At 34.2% G+C, this 21,829-nt stretch carries 17 protein-coding genes; 5 read left to right on the top strand and 12 right to left on the bottom strand.

Going from position 1 to position 21,829, the window contains the following annotated elements:
- The first annotated feature begins 431 nt into the window (after nucleotides 1–431).
- The 4 genes from RIN63_RS02805 to RIN63_RS02790 are packed head-to-tail and all read left to right on the top strand — an operon-like array spanning nucleotide 432 to nucleotide 6,802.
- Nucleotides 432–659 (top strand): helix-turn-helix transcriptional regulator, encoded by a 228-nt coding sequence (locus tag RIN63_RS02805; RefSeq protein ID WP_310443138.1) that lies wholly within the window; start codon nucleotides 432–434, stop codon nucleotides 657–659.
- Between the two features lies 1 nt (nucleotide 660).
- Nucleotides 661–2,268 (top strand): N-6 DNA methylase, encoded by a 1,608-nt coding sequence (locus RIN63_RS02800; RefSeq protein ID WP_310443137.1) that lies wholly within the window; start codon nucleotides 661–663, stop codon nucleotides 2,266–2,268.
- On the top strand, nucleotides 2,255–3,385 hold the full coding sequence (locus RIN63_RS02795; protein ID WP_310443136.1) for a restriction endonuclease subunit S: 1,131 nt from the start codon (nucleotides 2,255–2,257) through the stop codon (nucleotides 3,383–3,385). Before RIN63_RS02800 ends, RIN63_RS02795 begins: the two co-directional genes overlap by 14 nt.
- Nucleotides 3,386–3,388: 3 nt before the next feature.
- Nucleotides 3,389–6,802, top strand: coding sequence for an HsdR family type I site-specific deoxyribonuclease (locus RIN63_RS02790; protein ID WP_310443135.1), 3,414 nt, complete (start codon nucleotides 3,389–3,391; stop codon nucleotides 6,800–6,802).
- A 770-nt stretch (nucleotides 6,803–7,572) separates the two neighbouring features.
- Here RIN63_RS02790 and RIN63_RS02785 read toward each other — a convergent pair.
- The 5 genes from RIN63_RS02785 to RIN63_RS02765 form a co-directional block, all read right to left on the bottom strand.
- Entirely contained in the window at nucleotides 7,573–7,956 is a 384-nt protein-coding gene (locus RIN63_RS02785; RefSeq protein ID WP_399324040.1) for a hypothetical protein, read from the bottom strand.
- Nucleotides 7,957–7,987: 31 nt separating this feature from the next.
- Nucleotides 7,988–9,178 (bottom strand): MFS transporter, encoded by a 1,191-nt coding sequence (locus RIN63_RS02780; RefSeq protein ID WP_310443133.1) that lies wholly within the window; start codon nucleotides 9,176–9,178, stop codon nucleotides 7,988–7,990.
- A gap of 90 nt (nucleotides 9,179–9,268) precedes the next feature.
- Nucleotides 9,269–9,496, bottom strand: coding sequence for a non-oxidative hydroxyarylic acid decarboxylases subunit D (locus RIN63_RS02775; protein WP_310443132.1), 228 nt, complete (start codon nucleotides 9,494–9,496; stop codon nucleotides 9,269–9,271).
- Nucleotides 9,496–10,923, bottom strand: coding sequence for a non-oxidative hydroxyarylic acid decarboxylases subunit C (locus RIN63_RS02770; protein ID WP_310443131.1), 1,428 nt, complete (start codon nucleotides 10,921–10,923; stop codon nucleotides 9,496–9,498). The genes RIN63_RS02775 and RIN63_RS02770 overlap by 1 nt, the downstream gene beginning before the upstream one ends.
- 97 nt (nucleotides 10,924–11,020) lie before the next feature.
- Entirely contained in the window at nucleotides 11,021–11,599 is a 579-nt protein-coding gene (locus RIN63_RS02765; protein ID WP_310443130.1) for a UbiX family flavin prenyltransferase, read from the bottom strand.
- A 117-nt stretch (nucleotides 11,600–11,716) separates the two neighbouring features.
- Between RIN63_RS02765 and RIN63_RS02760 the strand changes: the two genes are divergently transcribed.
- Nucleotides 11,717–12,592: a LysR family transcriptional regulator gene (locus tag RIN63_RS02760; protein WP_310443129.1), complete on the top strand. Its 876-nt coding sequence runs from the start codon at nucleotides 11,717–11,719 to the stop codon at nucleotides 12,590–12,592.
- Nucleotides 12,593–12,734: 142 nt separating this feature from the next.
- Here RIN63_RS02760 and RIN63_RS02755 read toward each other — a convergent pair whose 3' ends face one another.
- From RIN63_RS02755 to RIN63_RS02725, 7 genes are all read right to left on the bottom strand, one after another.
- A complete protein-coding gene (locus RIN63_RS02755) occupies nucleotides 12,735–13,832 on the bottom strand; it encodes a hypothetical protein (RefSeq protein WP_310443128.1) in 1,098 nt (365 codons plus the stop codon).
- A 204-nt stretch (nucleotides 13,833–14,036) separates the two neighbouring features.
- Nucleotides 14,037–15,089, bottom strand: a complete 1,053-nt coding sequence (locus RIN63_RS02750; protein ID WP_310443127.1) for a hypothetical protein — start codon at nucleotides 15,087–15,089, stop codon at nucleotides 14,037–14,039.
- Between the two features lie 505 nt (nucleotides 15,090–15,594).
- Nucleotides 15,595–16,455 (bottom strand): DegV family protein, encoded by an 861-nt coding sequence (locus RIN63_RS02745; protein ID WP_310443126.1) that lies wholly within the window; start codon nucleotides 16,453–16,455, stop codon nucleotides 15,595–15,597.
- Between the two features lie 127 nt (nucleotides 16,456–16,582).
- Complete coding sequence (locus RIN63_RS02740; RefSeq protein ID WP_310443125.1) at nucleotides 16,583–16,714, bottom strand: hypothetical protein; 132 nt, start codon at nucleotides 16,712–16,714, stop codon at nucleotides 16,583–16,585.
- A 344-nt stretch (nucleotides 16,715–17,058) separates the two neighbouring features.
- Entirely contained in the window at nucleotides 17,059–18,528 is a 1,470-nt protein-coding gene (gene abc-f / locus RIN63_RS02735; RefSeq protein ID WP_310443124.1) for a ribosomal protection-like ABC-F family protein, read from the bottom strand.
- An 875-nt stretch (nucleotides 18,529–19,403) separates the two neighbouring features.
- Nucleotides 19,404–20,732: an amidase family protein gene (locus tag RIN63_RS02730; RefSeq protein ID WP_310443123.1), complete on the bottom strand. Its 1,329-nt coding sequence runs from the start codon at nucleotides 20,730–20,732 to the stop codon at nucleotides 19,404–19,406.
- Between the two features lie 76 nt (nucleotides 20,733–20,808).
- Nucleotides 20,809–21,816: an alpha/beta hydrolase gene (locus tag RIN63_RS02725; protein WP_310443122.1), complete on the bottom strand. Its 1,008-nt coding sequence runs from the start codon at nucleotides 21,814–21,816 to the stop codon at nucleotides 20,809–20,811.
- Nucleotides 21,817–21,829 lie beyond the last annotated feature (13 nt).

Here is a 21,829-nt window from a genome sequence, read left to right as displayed (position 1 = left end):
CCTTTGCAATAAGCCATTGCATCGTCATAAGTAGCAAACACCACGCTAGAATAGCCATGTTGCACTTTCCATATTGGAAAGGTGGGATCTGAATTCTGTGAAATACCAACAGGCTCACCATTTTTAGTAGTAAGAATTGTTTTGCATTCATATTTGCCTTGCGAGAACATACTCTTATCTCTGTTTGTGAATTTAGGTTTCGTACCATAAAATTATCTCTCTATCTAGCTAAGCAGAATTTAAGTGAGGTTTTCCGGTGGATTTAAAATTTATTTTTTCTCCCAAATCACAGGCAAAGGTTTTATGTTGTTTTTTAACCTGTATAACAAAAATCCATATGCAAAAAAAATCTTTGCAAACACAATACAATGTTTGTGTTTGCAAAGATTTTATGTTATAATCTAAAATAATGATTACATAGGAGGTACATTATGAAAGTAAGCTATAAAAAACTATGGAAATTGCTTATAGATAGAGATATGAAAAAAAGAGATTTACAAAAGATTGCAGGTATTAGTTCTTCTTCAATTGCAAAGTTATCTAAAAATGAGTATGTAAGTATGGAAGTGCTGGTAAAAGTTTGTACAGCACTAAATGTTGATTTTGCAGATGTAATAGAAATTGTTTCAGACGAAAATATAGAGGGTGAGGAAATATAATATGGCAAAGAAGAAAGCTGATGAAAAGGCAATAAACATTGATAATATTTTATTTAATTGTAGAGATATTCTACGTGCAGCACGTAACTCAGGTTCGTTCTTCGAGAAGCGTGACATGGTGCTTACACTTGTTTTTTTACGTTTTATTGGTGAAAAGTACGAGGATGGAATTGAAAAGCTTCGTCAGACTTTAATTGAACAAGGACTAGATCCTGAGGATGAAAATATTAGATCAGCATTTTTTGATGATGCTACCTTTACAGATGGAACATATAATCTGCCAGTAGAATCACGCTGGTCAACTATTATCAATACACCTGCACCAAAACTTAATGTTGCACTTGATACTGCTCTTCATAGTATTGCGACAGATTCAAAAGACTTGAAAGGTTGTTTTGTCGAAGGCACATTTACAACACGAAACCTTGCACCTAACGACATAAAGAAAATTATTGATGAAGTAAATAAAATTAGTCACAAGGCATTTGGAGAAGAAAAAGACCTTATTGGACATGTATATGAATACTTCCTTAAAGAATTTGCTGTTAATGCTACAAAAGAAGAAGGAGAATTCTACACTCCTCATGACGTTGTAGAGCTTATTGCATCTATGATTGAGCCATATGAAGGAACTCTATATGATCCCGCTTGTGGATCTGGCGGTATGTTCATTCAAAGTGCTGAACTTGTAAAATCAAAACAAGGTAATATTAATAGCATAAACATTTATGGACAGGAAAAGGAACCAGCCACATATCGTCTTGCAAAAATGAATCTTGCATTACGTGGAATTAGTCACCATCTTGGTGAAACTAGTGATTCGTCTTTTACTAATGATTTACACAAAGGTTTGTATTTTAACTACATTATGGCAAATCCACCTTTCAATCTTAAAGGTTGGTATAATGACAATTTAAAAAATGATGCTCGTTGGTCAGACTATGTTACACCTCCAGAAAGCAATGCAAACTATGCTTGGATTTTGCATATGCTTTCCCACTTAAAACCAGCAGACGGTATCGCAGGGTTCTTGCTTGCTAACGGTGCATTAAATGATAGTGACACTTTAGAGATTCGTAAAAAACTTATTCAAAATGATAAGGTGGAAGCAATTGTTGTTTTGCCAAGAGAATTATTCATTACTACTGATATTAGCGTTACCCTTTGGATTTTAAACCAAAATAAAAAAGGTGGTAACTATCATGGAAGAAATCACCGTAATCGTGAACATGAAATACTCTTTATGGATTTGCGTCAATGGACAGAAAACCCTGTTAAAGGTGAAAATAAAAAGAAAGTCCGATTGATACCAGAGCAGATTGAAAAAGCAGCTGATATTTATCACACATGGCAAAGCGAAGGATGTGACGGAACAAAATTCGAAGCACCTGAACTTTATCGAAGTGTGGGTATTGCTGAGATTGAAATAAAAGGCTGGGCACTTACTCCAAGCAAATATATAGAATTTATTGATAATGACCTAAATATTGATTATGAAAAGGAAATGGCTCGTATTCAGACAGAAATGCAGGATATAATGAAAGCTGAAAAAAAATCCCAGCAAATGTTGGAAGATGCATTTAGGGGGATTGGCTATGAGATTGATTAAAGAAAAACTAGGTAAATATATTGAAAGAGTTGAGAATCGAAATACTGATTTAAAATATGGAATTAATGATGTTAGAGGTATTTCAAACTCAAAACAGATTCAACAGACAAAAGCCGATATTTCTGATAGAAATTTTGATAAATTTCAAATTGTAGGAAATAAAAATTTTGTGTTTAACCGTCGAACGACGAGAATGGGCGAGAAAATAGGGTTAGGTTTTAATAATACAGGTGAAGAATTTATTGTTACGGAAGATTATGTGGTTTTTAAGGTTTCTGATATAGAAGTCATATTACCAGAATATTTGTTTATATTTTTTAATCGACCAGAATTTGATAGATATTCAAGATGGGATTCTTGGGGAAGTGCAACGGAGTTCTTTAATTGGGGTGAAATGTGTGATGTATCCATTACAATTCCACCACTTCCAATTCAACAAAAATATGTAGATGTCTATAATGCTATGCTTGCAAATCAGCAATGCTATGAGCGTGGGCTTGAGGATTTGAAACTGGTTTGCGATGCTTATATTGAGGATTTAAGAAGAAATATGCCTTGTAAAAAGATTAAAACTTATTTATCGGAAGTTGATGAACGAAATGATGGAAATAAGGTTAAACTTGCACGGGGAGTTGATATTAATATGCAATTCATTGAACCCAAAAGAGTTGCTGAAGACTTTGAAAAAGGAAAAATAGTTCAGCATAGACAATTTGCTTATAACAAAGTAATGAAAGCAAATGGAACAAAACTACCTTTAGCATTAAGAGATGGCGAAGACTGCGTTATATCTGGTTCATATCAAGTCTTTCAAATAAATGATGAAAATGAATTATATCCTGAATATCTCATGTTATGGTTATCACGACCTGAGACACAAAGATATCTTGGCTTTAATTCATGGGGTTCTACAAGAGATGTTGTGAGTTTTGATGAAATTGGTGATATTACAATTCCTATTCCAGATATTGAACATCAAAAAAGTGCTGCAAATATTTATATTGTTTATATTTCAAGAAAACAAATTAATGAAAGGCTTAAAGCGCAGATTAAAGATATTTGCCCAATCCTAATAAAAGGCTCTATAGAAGAAGCTGAAAAATTAAAGGAGGCATAATATATGGCTAAATTAAAAGAATACAATGGACGATACTGTGAATCAGAATATGAGTATGCCTTTCTTGGCTTTCTAGAGGCTGAGGGTTGGCAGTATCTTTCTGGAAACGATATAAAACGTTCTGTTAAACGAGATGTATTGATTGAAGATGACTTCAAAACATTTATGGCAGATACAAACCATTACTTAAATGAAGATGAGGTTGCTGAGATTTTTGATGCTGTTCGCCTTGTAGGTAGTGAAAGTGATTTTGCTACCTTACATAAGGTTTATGGGTGGATGGTAGATGGTGTTCAGTTCACGCCTCAAGATGGAATGGCAAGAATGGTATCTTTGATTGATTTTGAAGACCCAAGCAATAATATTTTTCGTGCCGTTAATCAGTTTACTGTGGAATATACCAATAATGGCCAGAAAGAAAATCGCAGACCTGATGTTCTTTTGTTTGTAAATGGTATGCCACTTTGTGTAATAGAGCTTAAAAACCCAGCAGACGCTCGTGCAACAATTTATGATGCATGGGAACAAGTAAATATAAGATATTGGAGAGATATTCCACATCTTTTGCATTATTGTCCGTTAGCGTGTATTTCTGACGGTGTTAAAACAAGACTTGGAACTGTCCGCACACCTTATGAGCATTTCTATGCTTGGCGTCGTGTAAATGATGGTGATGAAATTTCTACTCTTCCTTTTGCTGAAACAGAAACCATGATAAAGGGTGTATATAGTCCTGCTCGTTTTCTTGAGATTTTTAGAGATTATATATATTTCCAAGATAGTATTTATGATACCGAAGAGCGTGAAATTGTATGTAGGTATCCTCAGTTTTTTGCGGCTAAACTTTTAAAAGAAAGTATTGTGAATTCAGTTGTCACAGGTAGTGGCAAAGGCGGTACATACTTTGGTGCAACTGGATGTGGTAAAACCTATACAATGGCTTTTCTTGCTCGTCAACTTGCACTCCGTTGTACTGATGTTTCTGAAATAGGTTCTCCAACTATTGTTTTAATTGTCGACAGAGATGAACTACAAAAACAAGGTGCAAAATTATTTACAAAAAGTAAGGAATTTTTAAATCTTGGTGAAGTCTCGGTTGTAAAAAATAGAGCTCATTTAAGGCAAGAACTCGGAGCAAGACAGAGTGGTGGATTTTATATCTGTACTATTCAGAAATTCTGCGACAGAGAAGATGACAAAATTGGCCTTATTAATGACCGAAAGAATATTATATGTTTTTCAGATGAAGCCCACAGAACTCAAATTGAGCATGCTAAAAAGATTCAATTCAGCAAAGACACAGACAAAAACATGAAAGCTATGGTGTCTAAGCCTTATGCAAAAGTATTAAAGGAAGCGTTTCCAGGTGCTACTTTTGTAGGTTTTACAGGTACGCCAATTGCAGAAACTTACCAAACTTTTGGTGAGGAAATTGACCGATATACAATGGACCAAGCTGTTGCAGACGGGTTAACAGTGTCTATCAAGTACCATCCTCGTATTGCGAAAGTTTTGCTCGATAAAGAAAAAGCTAAGGAAATTGAACAGTACTATAAAAAATGTGCTGATGATGGTGCAACTTACGAAGATATTGAAGCAAGTAAAAATGCCATGAGTTCTATGGAGATGATTTTGGGTGAGCCGTTGCGTTTGGAGCGACTTGCTGTTGATATTCATGATCATTATGTTTCGTCCTGTGCTGGGGATCCAGAGAGAATACAAAAAGCTATGATAGTTTGTTCTAGCAGACGTATAGCTTACGATTTATTACTGAAATTTAAAGACAAATATCCAGAATGGTTCGTGGAAAAGAAAGGTGCAGAAGATGTTGAGATAACGGAAGAAGAACTTAAAGAGTTAAAACCTATGCCATTCATTGCCATGGTTTCAAGTGTTGGTAGTAATGATGAAGCAAATATGTATAACTATTTAGGTGGCGCACGTAATGATAAGCGTTCTGAGGATTTAGATGCAGCGTTTAAACAAGAAAAATCTAACTTTAGAATGGTTGTTGTTGTAGATATGTGGATTACAGGTTTTGATGTACCTTCTCTTACATATATGTATAATGATAAGCCACTAAAAAAACATTTGCTGATACAGACTATTAGCCGAGTTAACAGAAAGAATCCTGGCAAAGAGTTTGGTATGATTATAGACTATATTGGTATTCGTGATAATATGCGTGAAGCAATGAAGATATATGGCGGGAACAATTCCGTTGCACCTACTGTAGATGATGTTGAACAAGCTACACAGGTGTTCAGAGAAGAACTAGAAATTTTAAAGACATTATTTGCTGATTATGATTTAATTCCATTCTTAAACCCAGAGTGCGACCCAATTATACGTTACAAATTACTTGCCAAAGCAGCGGAATATGTTTTTATTTCAACACAAGAATTACAGACGGAGGGAAATGGTAGAGTACAAAAAGTATCGTTTAAAACCTACTTTTTAAAGACAGTTAAAAGAATGAGAACCGCATTTGATATTTGCCAGCCTTCAGGTGAGCTTGGCGAGGCCGAATCTGCCCTTGCTCAGTGTTTTATGGCAATAGCTGGTTTCGTTCGTAAAATGAGTGGGACAAGCGAAGTTGATGCTGACACAATGAATCGTGCAGTTTCTAAAATGGTCGAGGAAGCTTTAAAATATAATCAAGTAGAAAGTGTTCTTGAAAGTGGTGAGGAAGAAGATATTTTCTCCCCTGAATATTTTGAAAAACTATCTGATGTTAAAATGCCTGCAACGAAGCTTGAACTTCTTATAAAAATGCTACGAAAACAAATTAAGGAATATGGAAAAGTGAATCAGGTAGCTGCAAAAACATTTCAAGAAATGTTGGAAAAGACAATTGCAGATTATCACGAGAGACGTAAAAAGCTTACAGCTGAAGAAGCAGGAGAAACACAAGAAAAAGCCTCCGATGATATTATTAAGATTGCAACAGAGCAAGCACTATCTATTTTACGTCAAATGAACGAAAATAGAGATAGCTTCCGAAAACTTGGTTTAACTTTTGAAGAAAAAGCTTTTTACGACATCCTAATTGCTTTACGTGACCAGTATAATTTTGAATATGGTACAGATAAAGAAGTAGATGGTGTGATTATTAACAACGAGTGTAAGTTGTTAGCAAAAAAAGTAAAGGAAATTATTGATACAAAGTCTTCATTTGCAGATTGGCTTAATAATCAAAATGTTCGTAACCAGTTGAAACTTGATATAAAGATATGCTTGGTGAAGAATGGTTATCCACCACAGTATAGCCCAGAGATTTTCAACAAGGTTATGGAACAGGTAGAGAACTTTGAAGAAAATTCAGATGCGTACTCTTCAACTTCACAGTTTGACAAGATTTATCAATATACTCCATCAGACAATCTTTCGATGGTGGCAGAGCAAAACACTCCATAGGGATTATAATACTGTAAAAAATGCGCTTGAATCATAATAAAAAATCCTACATCTAGGGGATATTCCCTAAATGTAGGATTGTCTGTTTGTGCCCGCTTGAAGGTGTCGCTCAAAAACTTATTTTGTTTTCATAAATCCCTAATTTGTACTCCCTTTCTGAAGCTCTTTGTTTTTTGGTAGTTTATTGGGTTATTAGTTCAGTATCTTGCTTATCATGACATCCACGCAGTCGTCATTGTCGAGGCAAACATTTGACACCATTCCTTTAAATCTGCTGACTTTGTGCCTGACATAATAAACGAGTTTAAAATAATCTTTTTATCTGCACTCGTTGGCTGCAAGCGAATTTCCAAATCCTTTTACTCATATCATCCTAAAATGTTTTTAAGTCTCTGTTATCACTTTTTCTTTTTCTGGTGGACATTGTGGCACTCGTGCATCCTCCAGTAGTAATATCAAGCTCATTAAGGTCTAGGTCAATCTCAATTCTATCATCAGGATTTTTTCTGGACAAAAGAACAACCGTCTCAACTTGGGCAGTACTCGGGAACATATCAATTAAAATTGACTTTTTTTGTATCCTCTTTTAATGATACCTTCAAATCCTTTACTAAAGTAACTGGGGCATAAGCATATTGATGATAACTAAAGAAAAATACTGACTGCTATTTATAAGCAAGTAAATTATTTTATTATAATTTTGTTAGTGCTTTAATATAGCGAGATAAAAATATAGACTTACACTCATTTGTGTAAGCCATTTTAACTTTTTATACTTCTCTAGCGACTTTATCTGTAAAATTTCTAACGAGCTCTTCGATATTTCTGCCTATAATATCAATATCATCCTTCTTTGCATCATCCACATGAACACCTACTGAAACAGTGACATTACACTGCCATTTAGAACTAAGACGAAGTGCGATAAGGCGAGCCAGTTCATCTTCTTTATGACCCGTAATACAGATTACACTTGCACTTGCAGAATTACTGCCATCCCCCGTAAGACTTTTCCTTGGAACAGCAACAGACACTGCCCCGATATGAGGCACATCTCCACCAAAAATACATACAGAAACATCCTTACCACAGAACACTGCATGGAGACAGACTTGATACTTTCCCTCCCCTACTTTAAAAGAAAATTCATTCATTTTTTGTCACCTTCCTTTTAATAAAAATACTCTATAATTGCGCTGATTTTTTATGTCCAATTGTAAATGCATAAAGTAGAATTAGTACAACTATAAAAATTATAGATATTGAATAGATTACACGATAACCTTGAGCTCCAGCTACAATTCCTAAAATTGGTGAACCCATTGCCATACCCAAATCCATGAAAGATAGGTACATTGCATTTGCTGTCCCGTGTTTTTTCTTGTCCACTCTACTTACTGCAACTGTTTGTAGCGTGGGTGTTAAAAAACCATATGCTATTCCATAAAATACTGCTGCAACAAGTAGGATTGTAGTGCTATCTACAATTGATAGCAAGTAAAGTCCTATGATACCGCATATTGCTGCAGGATACATTATTACTTTATGTCCTAATCTGTCGTATATAATACCTGAAGCTGCCTTTGATATCAATAATACAATAGATTCTACTAAGAAGAAAAGTGAAATCGTAGCTTCTATACCAGCTTCTTTTCCTAATGGTTTTAAAAAACTTGTTACTCCCCCAAGTGTGAAAGAGAAAAATAACACAATAATACATGGTAACAGTGCTCTTAAATCAAATGCATATTCAGTGAAAGAAATCTTTTCTATCACATCGCTAGTTACATCACTTCTTTTTTCTTTCTTATTATTACTTGACAATAGGGTAAGAACAAGAGTAGCAATTGCAAGTGCTGTTGATGTTAATATTAATGCTTTGTATGAAAAAGCTTGTAAAATTGAAAGTGCTATCATAGGAGCAAAGCTAGTTCCACCACTTGTTGCCATTCCATAGTAACCAATACCCTCTCCCATTCGCTTTGCCGGAATTACATTTGTTGCCATGGTTGCCATGCTTGTTGATAATATACCAAAGCAAATACCTTGTAATACTCTGATAAACAGCATTAGTGCTATAGAATTAGTTATAGATAAACTAAAAATAAGAATTGATAAAATGATAATAGTCATTATATTTAAAGATTTCACATTAACTTTTTTAATTATATATCCAATAATAGGCCTTGTTATAATTGCAGCGATCATGAAGAATGTTGTCATCATCCCACCTATAAATGCATTTCCTGTGGTTGCTGTAATATTTGCTGGAATACCTGATGTTAAAAACATCACACTTAAGAATAATGATAGGGCCATCAAAATTACAATAATAAACTGGGCTGTAAATATCTTATTTTCTTTACTTACATTCATATGTTAATTCCCCTTTTATTTAAATTTTAATTATTCATAAGAAAAGACCTCTAATCCTTTAGGACGAGAGGCACTCTCTTACAAGACATACTATTTCTTCAATAGTGGTGGAATTGGTGGGATTTGAGCTAATGTGTCAAATTCTTCTGGATTTAATTTAAACCTTTTGTCATATTGTTCTGGATCAGTTATATTTGTACCTTCGGTACTTCTCCATGAGAATGTACATGTATCACATAAATATACTTCCCATACATCACCAACTGGTGATTTTGCCATTATATCTATTGATTCGGAATTACATCTAGGACATTTCATTATTTGTTTCCTCCCTCTTTAATTAAATTACGAAGAATTTCTGACCATTTTTCTGTTCCAATTGGAGTTTCTAATAGCTCAGTATCTCTACCAAAATCTGGAGCAACAGGGGTTGTTGCATCAATAACTAATTTTGTATGCATTCCTGCTGGTTCAGAAGATGGGTCAAGAGGCATTCCTGGAGCATATGGAACTTTGAATACATCTTTATCTGGACGTACACGAGTTGTAAGAGCCCACATAACTTGTTCAAGGTTGAATGGATCAACAAATTCATCTACTATAATAACGATCTTTGTATATGACATTCCATGAGGTGTGGAAAGAAGTCTCATTGCAACAGCTTTTCCATATCCTCCAAAACGTGATTTTGTAGATACAATCGCACCGATACCATGTGTATACATAGCATTTACTGCTTGCACTTCTGGGAAGTCTCTCTTTATTTGATCATATAAAGGAATACTTGTATTAAGAGCCATTAAATAATCAATCTCTGTCCAAGGCATGCCAAGATACAAGTTTTCAAATATAGGATTTGTACGGTGTGTAATCTTTGTTATTTTTACAATTGGTTGAAGACGTGAACCAGAATAGCTTCCTGGAAATTCTCCAAATGGTCCTTCTATTTCTCGAACTCTCGGTTCAATATATCCTTCAAGTATGACCTCTGAACGAGCTGGAATATCAAGATTGCTGTTTTCTGCTTTAATAAGTTCTATTGGTTCTCCTTTAAGAGCACCTGCAAAATCATATTCTGATTGTACATATGCAATTGGTGTACTAGCCATAAAGCTTAAAACTGGATCATTACCAAGGCATATTGCTATAGGAAGTCTTTCATTCTTTTCTTCAGCATTTTTAAAGTGAACTGCAATATCATGGAAAGGTAATGGTTGAATTGCCACTTTATCTTTTCCTTTTACTTGAATTCTATAAATTCCAACATTCTGTTCATCATAGTTATCTGGTCTATTAGGATCTCTACTAACAATAAGTGCTTTTGAAAGATAGAATCCAGCATCAAATTCATTGATCCTAAAAAGTGGCAGTACATCAAAAAGATTAATATCATCTTCAATAATTACTTCCTTTACTGGTGCATCCTTCTTATCTACCCAAACTGGTTTCACTGGATATTGTTCCCAAAGTTCCTTTAATCTAAAGAATTGATCTTTAACGGGGGTGTCCTTAGGCATATTCAACATTAGTGCATGATTTTGCCAAGAACCATGAACATTAAGTACAAGTGGATTTTTATATCCTTTAATTTTTTCTATAAAAACTGCTGGTGCACTTTCCATATTTGGTGCACTACGCCCGATAGCACTAATATCTGGTTCAGGCATAACCTCATCTTTAATTCTTACTAATTGTTTTTCTGATTCTAGTAATTCTAAAAACTCTCTTAAATCTTTGTAAGCCATTTAATTACCTCCTAATTTATTCAAATAAACTACGCTAAATAAAAAACAAACTATATGTTCTATATAGTTATCATACCTTTTTGTATATATTTTTTTTCTATCCCTCGAATCCATCCCAGCGTTTTAAATCTGGTAGAATAAAACCAAGTTGATCAATTGTCCTATAAGCAATATGATTTACTATATCATCAATGTTTTCTGGATGATTATAAAATGCAGGCATTGGTGGAAGAATCGTTGTTCCCATTTGAGACAAAGCAAGCATATTTTCTAAATGAATACTGTTTAGAGGTGTTTCCCTTGTTAAAAGAATCAATTTTTTTCTTTCTTTTAAGATAACATCAGCTGAACGTGATATAAGATTATCTGCAAGCCCTACTCGAATAGATGCAAGTGTTTTCATAGTACATGGTGCAATAATCATTGCATCTATTGCAAATGAACCACTTGAAATTCTTGCTCCTAAATTATCTGCATTGTATGTATAATCAGCAAATTCTTCTACTTGTTCAGACATGTAGTTTGTCTCAGACTCTATAGTTTTTCTTGCCCAATCGGATAAAATTAGATGAGTTTCTACTTCTTTAATACCTTTTAAAATTTCCAATATGCGAATTCCAAAAATTGCTCCCGTTGCTCCTGTAATTGCCACTGTAACCTTCAATCTGTTTTTCACCTCTCTTCTCTATCTTCCTATCTTTATTATATAAGAGAAAAAACAATATTGAAAATATCTATAAAGTATGCCTATAATACCTTTAAGGTATATTAAAATTAAAAAGGGAGAGATTCAATGGATATTCGACAATTAAAATATTTTGTAACAATTGCTGAGGAAGGTAGTATAACTGCAGCAGCAGATCGGTTATATATAACGCAACCACCACTCTCAAGGCAATTGAAATCGATGGAAAAAGAGCTTGGAGTTACACTTTTTGATCGAACTAACAAAAAAAATATGAAACTTACTCCAGCAGGGGAAAATTTATTGAAAAATTCCAAAACAATACTTAATAGTATGGATGAAGCTATTACTGAGGTGAAAGAAATCGAGCAACATATGACTGATAAATTATCAATTGGCACCACTATCTATTGCTCTGAAATCTTACTTCCTGTTTTAGAGAATTTCTGCGAAAAACATCCATTCATTGTGCCAGAAATTCATGAAGGAAGTATATCTTATCTCATAGATTTATTAAAAAATCATATCATTGATATCGCTATTTCCCCATTGCCTTTTGACATGGATGGATTAACATATAAAGAACTCCAACAGGATACTTGTGTTTTTGTCACTACACAGGATTTCAAATTTACTGATGAATATATAACTCTGGATAAAATTTCACAGATTCCACTTCTACTTCTTGATACACCCGATTCTAATAGTTTATATAAAAGGATTCTTAATGAATTCCAGAAAAAAGGCATTAAGATAACTATTTCATGCATATGTAATGACTCTGGTCTATTATTAAGAATGTTATTAGGCAATTTTGGTTCAACTATTATACCTTATTCCATGATTAATAATAAACTAAGAGAGTCCGTTCAAGTTATACCTATAAAAAACAATCCTTGGACTACTACCTCTAATTTAATTTGGCGAAACGAAGGTTATGTTTCCTACACAATAAAAGAATTTATCAAAAGTATTAAATCATAGTAAGAAATGTTTTAGTAGCTGTATACGAGGATTTGATTCATCCCAATGATATCCACTACAGGTGTAATACTACCGCCTCTATGTATATGATGTTAGATTATGCTATATAATATAAACTTATAAAACAAGCTACTTTTTAATATCAATTATTCAAATGCTTTTTTCTTCGTAAGCATGACACCTCTTTATCAAGCCATACTTCAATATCCTGACTTATATCAATTATTGAATCATCTAAAGGAAAGCTAAACCCGTGACAACCTTTTTGGCAGGGTTCACCGAATAATTTCTTGTTGCATCCATAACCCCGGGAGATTTTTTCCTGTAAAGGCAATGGAAATGTTTCAATAATATCAGAATATATGTGAGTGCTTTGTGCCTTAATGAGGATTCGGTAACCAGATTCATGTGCTGCCGAAAAAGTCCATATTTCTTTATTTTTATGTGAATAGATAAACCGAATACCAAGATAGAATACATCCACTATACATGTCAATCCCGCGTCCAGATAACGCTGATGTAGTTTCAGAGCGAAATCTTGTACCAAGGCAGGCAACGGAGCAACAAAATCTTTCAAGATAGAGATGACTTCTGTATCTTCATCTTTCAAAACCCTATAATCGCACCGCAAGAAAATATCATGATTACCCTTGGTGTACAAATCTTTTTGAGCAATCGCCATAACCTTCAAACCTGTCAGCATAACAGGATTATCTGGATATGAAATTTTTAGTGATGCAGCTTTTGACATATCTAATGTTCGCGCGTCTAAGTAGATACCATCAAAATAAATACCGCAGCAAGTCAAAAATTTCAAGGCTTCAATTAATTTCGGAATAGAGATTTTTGCTTTCATCTGCCCGCCGTCCGCACCTATGACGGAGGTGAGCAATTTCAGGTCGTCAAGCAATATTGACCCACCGTTTTCGATGAGTTCTCCATGATACCCTATATTGAACAATATGCTTTTAACATTGTTCAGAAATGGATAGCTTACCGGCAAACTTGGATGAGAAACATTATTCTGCGTGTTTTTGACAGGTTTGTCATATAAACTACCGTCAGCAATTAAACGGTCACAGACCAAATAGAGAAGATCCCTGAAAGCAAGAATACCGTTTCGTATATTTTCTTCTCCCGAAACATGTTCAAACATAGCTTTGAGAGTATATGTTTCTGGTATATTTGGTGGAATTATGTTTTTTATATATCTCGCCATATCGCTAATAGTATTTTGCATTAAATCACTCCTCATTTTTAATTATTATAATGTCCTGAATCATTGCGTTCCTTTTAAGAAGCAATGATTCATTTCTAAAAACTCAGCTTATACATCAGAATCAAGCATTCAACATACCTTGAGAGGATAACAATGATGTCATAAGTATCTAGTACCCCCTTGGCGGTAGTAAAATTTTGACTTAATTTGCAAACAGATGAAGCATTAGATTTGTATTTGGTTTTCCTTAGTTAATACTAAGTACGGACAATCAAAACGTTTTTCATATGCATTATTTTCTTTAAGTTGTCGATTCCAAAAAAAGTTGATTAGTCCGATTTTGGAAAATATGTTAAAGAGAATTAGAGTCCCTTTGCTCAAACGAATTGGCTTAGCCAATTGTTGAATATTTATTGGGTTAAATGTACCTCCATTCACCAAGTTAACAATGGTATCTACCATTGGCTTAATCATTTTCTCTTGTGCAGTAGTTGGTCTCTGCTGTAAACCTTCTACCCCACCCTTAATAGCTGTACCAATATATGTTCTTCTTAATCTAAGAGCCAATTGTTCAAAATATGCCTCAAGATAGTGAGATTGGCTACTTTCTGGGAACCCTGATTGCACAAAATAACTGATACTCCCTTGGGAAGGCTTTAGTTTTTCAATAAATCCCATGATATGGGATGGCATTGCATGAACATAAAGGGGCATAAAAAACATAACATGTTTATCACTTTCAAAAGTATCTGCCCACATCTCCCATTTATCTCTCTCCTTCAAGTCACGAATCTCAACCCGATTACCAAGTACTTCAGTAACCTTTTTTAATATAATTTCCGAATTGCTACCACTCTTTCTAGGAGAGCCATTGTAAATCACTAGTTTATCTATAGGTTCAACTGTTACAATATCCGCGCCTGACCTTTTCGCTTTCCTAGATTGCAGTTGGACTAGTTGCAGACTTTCATCAATACGGTAAGCCTTGGATTTAAATTGGTATGCTGCACGATACAAATAATCCTCAATAACTTGCTCTTCCTGATTTTTTAAGTCTACCCTATCGAAGTAAAATACCAAGTCTGGATACTTCTTATATCTAGCAACATGGTGGCATTCCCCATCAACAATTTCTATATATGGATTGTAGTGCGGAATTGTCCTATCAAAAAATGCTTTCGCTTGATGACTAATAAATCCTTGCGCCGTATCCATTAGCAAAATTACTGTATCACTATTTATGTAATCGACGTAACTTTCAGCCATCTCATCCTTCATTACACATCTACCAGGAGTTTTCAGCCAGCAGTTCCAACAGCCGATACATGCATTTATTGATTGATCACCCAGTTTAATGATCTTGAAAGACTCATCAAAAAGATTCTGAATAACTTCATATGTTTCACTATCTGCTTTCTCTCTCAAATCAAATAATGTTTTCACTTTTTTCCCCTTTCTACTAAAATAGTTTTTAATTATTGAATCCCACTTCCGACCATATGGTATTTTATTCCAATCATGCTAATGGTAGTATACAACGAAAAAGTATTTATTTCAATCCATGATTGTCACTAGATAAATCGGCAGAAAAGACCCTTGCGATGGCCATAAATTCTATTTTATTTATTTTGTGAGAAAGGTCTCATTTAAAATTAAATAGCCATACATAAATAGTTTTGACATTGTTCTAAATCCTTTAGATTTTAATTTGAAATAAAAAAGAGGTGAAGCCTATGGATCATAAGTTGACCGTAGACTTCGCCTCCCATAATTATTACATCATTTAATCAGCAATTTTTTCAACCCCTGTGATGCCAATTGCTCCTGGTCCTCCATGACTGGAAATCACTGAACCCGCTTCCATCCATCTAGCTTTTTGAATACCGTTTTCTCTTAGCAGATCGTAAATCATCTCTTTCTGATTGTCTTCGACACCCGGAGCACCTACTACCATAACAGTATCAGGGTCAATGTTATAGCTTTTAAAAAAAACATTAATCATCTTTTTTAAGCAGCTATCAAAGGATCCACGGAATTTTCCCCCAGAGACCAAGTATCCATTTTCTAATATAATCGACGGATGAATCTTCAACAAACTTGCCCCATAAAAAGCTAGATTTGAGACACGACCACCAGCCTTTAGATAAAGAAGTGTTTTAGGTAGAAAAACCATATGGGTGCGTTCTCTAATATCTTCGACAAAAGCAATAATTGCTTCAGGACTTGTATTAGGATTATCTTCAATAAATTGAGCGGTTGCTTTAACAATAGCAGCTGCTCCGATAGATACATGCTTGGAGTCTACAAGGTAGACATTTTTATAATCTTGAGCTGCAATATTTGCTGAATTGAAGGAAACAGTTGTTACTGAAGAATATGCAATGTGGATTATATATGCATCTGGATGTTTGGCAAAAACTTGTTTGAAAACCTCAGCATTATCTTGAGGTGTAGAACCAGATGTTTTAGGTAGATTTCCTGTTTCTTCATAATAATCAAAAACTTTCTGAACATCAAAACTACCATCAGGATATGTTTGATCTTCCATTGTTACATGCATCGGAATGACTTGTATATTATAGCGATCGATTATTTCTTTAGATAGATCTGAACCACTTTCAGTTGTAATAATATATTTTTTCATAATTAACCTCCATTATTTGGGTAGATTATAGTTCTGTATGACTAATATCAGACTTTAGTTTTCATCATTTTTAGTTATAATCATTGTACCATATAGGCTTTATCAAATAAACTTATATTTCCATATTTTACATATCTTCAAATACAATCAATCTCGCCATGTCATAGTCCTCATGTTTTTCTATGGATATGTTCCCAATCAGCCTTCTCGACGCTTGTCTTCTTGGGCATTCCTGACATGAGATGTACATCGACTTCATTATGCCTTGAGAGGTCAATAAAGATGTCGCAAACTGATATTACCCCCTTGAAGGCAAGATAAATTTCTGATAAAAGCTATAATTTGCATCTTTGAAGGCAGAATAAATCAGGAACACATCTAGTTTTTTTGATATTATTTGGCCATACTTTAAAAATTACAATTATTTTAAATTGTAATCAACAAACCCTTCAAAAGATATTTATATTTTGAATGCTTTGTTCATCGCAACTTGTGTGCTATCTTATTGTCTTAGTACAATTGATTAAATTCCATTGATTTGTTCTGGGTTTATATATAATAAATGCATCTAGACTTTTACATCTGGATGCATTTATATTGCGATTAACCCTTAATTCTATTTATCTTTCTATCCTTTATTTCATAAATTATATCTGCAACATTATTAACTAAGGTCTTATCATGGGTTACAAATAGGATTGTGCCCTTATATTCCTTCATCATTGTTTCTAATGCATTTACAGCATAAGTATCTAGAAAAGTAGAAGGTTCATCCATCATAAGTATATTATACTCCCCAGATAGTATTTTTAACAACATTAGCTTAGTTAACTCTCCTCCACTTAATTGAAATAGTGATTTTCTGATGTCATCTTTTCCAAAACCCATCTGAACTAACATTGCTATTAATTCATTTGGCTTATAATCGGAATCTTCTAGTAAAAATTCTAATAAGGTTTCTTTACTATCTGATACATAATTTTGTTGCTCAAAATATCCAATCTGTGCTTTTTGGGCTATTGTGAAAGCTTCATCACCTGAAAGTATCATCCGTAAAAGAGTTGTTTTTCCTACACCATTGTCACCAATTATTGCAATTTTTTTTGCTAATGGAATAATGATAGATGTATCCTCAAACAAATGATGTTCTCCTAGTTTTTTATTGATATTATCTCCCATAATAGGATAATCATTATATAGTTTAATAGCCTTACTTTGTCTAAATATTACCCTAGTTTCCATTGTAGGTGGAGTTATTTCTTCTAAGTTTTCAAGTCTCTGTTCAATACTTTTTGCAGTTTTATTCACGCTTTTTACTTTACTACCTGTAGGCCTCTGTGTACTATTTTTCCCTGCTTGTTGAGTATTGTTTTTTGGTGGTTTCCCAATCTGCTTAGAATCAAGATTATTAGCCTGTTTTTTCTTAAACTCAGCGGCTTGTTCAAGCCTCTGTTTTTCATCAATATAGATTTGGTATTCTTTTTTATGTTGTTCTCTTTCACATCTCTTCAGTTCTATATAATCAGAGTAGTTACCATAATACTCTTTTATATCATGATTTTTTATTTCCCAAATCTTATGAACCATAGAATCTAGAAAATAGCGGTCATGGCTTATTATTATTAACGCTCCTGGAAAATACTCTAATTGTTGAATTAATAGTTCTACTCCATTTTTGTCTAGATGAGAAGTAGGTTCATCTGCAAGAATACATACTGCATTTTCTGCAAAAGCTTGAGAAATCCTATATCTTGTTTGCTCTCCACCACTCATATAATCATAGCTCTTATAATTAATCTGCCAAATAGAAGTCCAATAATCAAATTTATTAATATCAGTATTCTGTTTTGGTAGAATCTGAGGTATTAAAACTACATTACCATTATGTGCAACTTGATACCCACCAGGTTTCATATTCCCAGACAAGATATTTAGCAAAGATGTCTTTCCAGATCCATTATTACCTACTAATCCAATCCTTTCTCCTTCATATACTGTAAGCTCAGATATGTCTAAAATTTCTCTACCATTATATTCAAGATAAATATTCTTTGCTTTTATTACTTCACTCATAATTTTTCCTCCCATGATTAAATTGGAGCAACCAAAATAATTTAGGGAGCTAATAATTCCAACAATATCCTTCATTATTTATTCATAAGGATATTCTATTCATTTTAGCCTCCTATTCTTTTTATAGCAATAGAAGGAGGCTGCTCATATGCCTTCTATCGCTATTTAATAGAAGTCCATATCCATAATTTATCCATTTTACAATCCTCCTTAAAATAGATCTTTAGATCTGTATCTATATAAATCCATAGCAAGAATACATACCGGCTATGGATTTATCATCACTTTAATTCTATTACTTCATATAATTTAATTTAATATATTGTATCACACGAGCTACTAAAAGTCATTGCTAGTTTTCTGACTTATCTCATAACTTCTTTAAATTTGCCATTCAATTAACTATCTATCCTAATATTTATCTAATTCTAAGTATACAAATATGATATAATATATATAGAATTATATAGCCTTGGGATTATATAAAAACTACACTAAGATTTTTACATCTTACTGCAGTTATCTTTTATATATGCATCCTAGGATATGTCTGGATCACAAGATGAATCATTGCATTCCTCTATAGTTATAGCATTCATAACCTCATCTCCTCTTCTTGGGCATTCCTGGCATTAGATGTACATCGAATTCTTCAGTTGTTTCACTTCTTCACAATCCGTGTTACGACTTCAACATGCCTTGAATCGATAAAAAAGATGTCATAGATTGACATTATCCCCTTGGTGTCAAATTTCATTTTTAAAATTCTTATTGTACTAATATCCTATCAATCTAATAGCCAATAATTTTCTTCAAGTCATCTATTTTATCTTTATAGGCTAATGTACTTTGCATAAGGATAGTTTTTTTAGAACTTAGAGCTTTGGCATAGTAATAGGCGCACAATACCGTTCGATAGTCAATGCAGCTGCAAAAAGTCGCCGTTCGTCTGCTCCGTATAATATCATACCCCGTGGTGTATCATCCTCTGCCATACATAGCCTTAAAGCTAATGATGGCAACCCAATAAAATGCATGATGTTAGTAGGTCCAGTCATCAACCAGGCATCATATCCACATAAACTCTCAAATATCTGAGTTCGCAGCCTATTGCGCTCAGCTAGAGCCTCTATATATGTAATATCATCAAGCTTTCCTGAAGCCCCGTGCAATGCTTCACGCAGATATGTATTACCGTATTTCATCATTTGATCCGGATTTTTTTCATAATAGTTAACTATTTCCTCGAGAGTCCGATGATGGGCACTAGAACAGGATAAGTACGCTTCAAGATCATGTCGAAATTCATATCGCATAATATCACGCTGATATTTTGTATGAGCATGAGTGACCTCTGTGATCTGTACATGATCTGCCTTTAACGCATTAAGCACAGTATCATACCTTGCAAGCTGAGCTTCGGAAACCTGCTCTCGATTGAAAATATTTATAGCAAGGTGTATTTTTTCCGGTGGCATAGGTTCAACCGGCTGCAGTGCTTCATCTCTCATACTAGAATATACAAGCAGAGCGTCACTTAGGTCACGGGTAATAGGACCCGCGCTGTCGAGGGTTCTAGCAATTGGTATAATTCCATCTGAAGACAAAGAACCATGAGCTGGCTTAAGTCCAGTTACGCCATTTTCCGTGACACAGCCAACAATGGAGAAGGATGTGTCAGTACCAATCGCAGCAGAACATAATCCCGCTGACATTGCAACAGCCGAACCAGAACTCGATCCACCAGGGTTTTTTGCACAATCATATGCATTTTTAACTTGACCTCCATGTGAGCTATATCCACCAGGCATATTATTACCTGTATAGTTTGCAAATTCAGTCATATTGGTTTTCCCCAATATTAAAGCTCCGTTACGACGTAAATTCATAACAACATGAGCATCTTTTTCAGCAATGTTGTTTGAGAGAGCAAGGCTACCAGCAGTAGTTTGTAATCCAGAAACATCAATGTTATCCTTAATTAGTACTGGTAACCCAAACATAGCTACATTACGGTCTGTTTTCAAGGAATCCATTTTCTTAGCCTGAACTATAGCATTCTCATTTAATTCTGCTACCGTATTCAGACCATCAGCCCCATCAAATTTCTCTATTCGTTCAATATATGCCCTTGTAAGTTCTTCTACCCCGAGACGTTTGTTCCGTATCGCATCTGCAAGCTCCACTGCTGACATTGTAAACATTACTCTCATCCCCCTCTGAATAAGCGTTTTATTAATTTATGGATGCTTCTCCCTCCCTGTACCCACTATTATATCATTATTGAACTTCATCTAAGAACTCAATCATAATCTCAATAAATTCTTCAGGTTTATCGTAATGTATATCGTGCCCAGGAGAATCCACATCAATTCTTTTTCCATTTTCCAACAATTCAACCACATGGTCCGCATCTTCATCTGATAATGCTGCTACTAATAAATCTCCATCGTAACTTGTTGCAGCTTTTATGAATACTGTAGGGCTTTTTATTTTTGATAACACTTCTACTTGGTTATAGTCTTCAAACCATGTATTATCATAAAATGTTTCTCCAAATTTGAAATCATATGGGTAAGTTGCTGCTTCAAACATTCTATTTATCTGTGGAGGTAAATACTTTAAATGTACGGGTTCATTCGGATGTTTTTCATGATAGGCTACTGCATCTTTAGAAAACTTGTTCCAAAGAAAATCCCCAAACATGTTTTTCCAATAACTTCTTTCTAAACTATACTTAAAATAATCCTTCTCTCTATCTTGATTTTTAAAGTCTTCATATAATTGAAAACCATATACCCATACATATGTTTTTTCTCGTCTATCTGGTTCAGTTGAGAAAAAAGGTGAGTCTTCAATAACTGTCCCCAATACATGTTCTGGCGAATATGCAGCAATCCACGCAGCAATCATTCCACCTGAAGAATGACCAGAAACTACTGTCCTTTGCCCTATCTCTACATCAATAAATTCTATAAAATCTTTTGCCATTTCTTTTGCTGAATACTTCTCAGAATTCATATCAGATTCTCCATGTCCGTGACAATCGACAGCGTATACATGGAAATGCTTTGATAATTCAGGTAATACTTTTGCATAATCCTCCCAAGACATACCTTGACCATGAATTAGTAGAAGCGGTGTTTTTCCATTGCTTGGACCTACCCCATAATTTAATATTGTACCATCCTTTAGCTCTATTTGCTTTTCAGCAAATCCAGTATTGTACACTTTTTTTAGCGGTTTCTCAATATAAGTAATACTGGTATAAAAATAAGTTCCTACCAAAAATAGTATAAAC

Source organism: Tissierella sp. (assembly GCF_031460495.1).
Taxonomy (GTDB): domain Bacteria; phylum Bacillota; class Clostridia; order Tissierellales; family Tissierellaceae; genus JAVKTS01.
Note: the sequence above shows the minus strand (reverse complement) of the source record. Positions and strands in the feature narration are given on the sequence as shown.

Coding starts and splice junctions, on each gene's coding strand:
- RIN63_RS02790 (WP_310443135.1), top strand. CDS start 3,389: ATGGCTAAATTAAAAGAATACAATGGACGATACTGTGAATCAGAATAT.
- RIN63_RS02800 (WP_310443137.1), top strand. CDS start 661: ATGGCAAAGAAGAAAGCTGATGAAAAGGCAATAAACATTGATAATATT.
- RIN63_RS02760 (WP_310443129.1), top strand. CDS start 11,717: ATGGATATTCGACAATTAAAATATTTTGTAACAATTGCTGAGGAAGGT.
- RIN63_RS02750 (WP_310443127.1), bottom strand. CDS start 15,089: ATGAAGGATGAGATGGCTGAAAGTTACGTCGATTACATAAATAGTGAT.
- RIN63_RS02785 (WP_399324040.1), bottom strand. CDS start 7,956: ATGAATGAATTTTCTTTTAAAGTAGGGGAGGGAAAGTATCAAGTCTGT.
- RIN63_RS02805 (WP_310443138.1), top strand. CDS start 432: ATGAAAGTAAGCTATAAAAAACTATGGAAATTGCTTATAGATAGAGAT.
- RIN63_RS02730 (WP_310443123.1), bottom strand. CDS start 20,732: ATGTTTACAATGTCAGCAGTGGAGCTTGCAGATGCGATACGGAACAAA.
- RIN63_RS02770 (WP_310443131.1), bottom strand. CDS start 10,923: ATGGCTTACAAAGATTTAAGAGAGTTTTTAGAATTACTAGAATCAGAA.
- RIN63_RS02775 (WP_310443132.1), bottom strand. CDS start 9,496: ATGAAATGTCCTAGATGTAATTCCGAATCAATAGATATAATGGCAAAA.
- RIN63_RS02795 (WP_310443136.1), top strand. CDS start 2,255: ATGAGATTGATTAAAGAAAAACTAGGTAAATATATTGAAAGAGTTGAG.
- RIN63_RS02780 (WP_310443133.1), bottom strand. CDS start 9,178: ATGAATGTAAGTAAAGAAAATAAGATATTTACAGCCCAGTTTATTATT.
- RIN63_RS02740 (WP_310443125.1), bottom strand. CDS start 16,714: ATGAAGTCGATGTACATCTCATGTCAGGAATGCCCAAGAAGACAAGCG.
- RIN63_RS02745 (WP_310443126.1), bottom strand. CDS start 16,455: ATGAAAAAATATATTATTACAACTGAAAGTGGTTCAGATCTATCTAAA.
- abc-f (WP_310443124.1), bottom strand. CDS start 18,528: ATGAGTGAAGTAATAAAAGCAAAGAATATTTATCTTGAATATAATGGT.
- RIN63_RS02755 (WP_310443128.1), bottom strand. CDS start 13,832: ATGCAAAATACTATTAGCGATATGGCGAGATATATAAAAAACATAATT.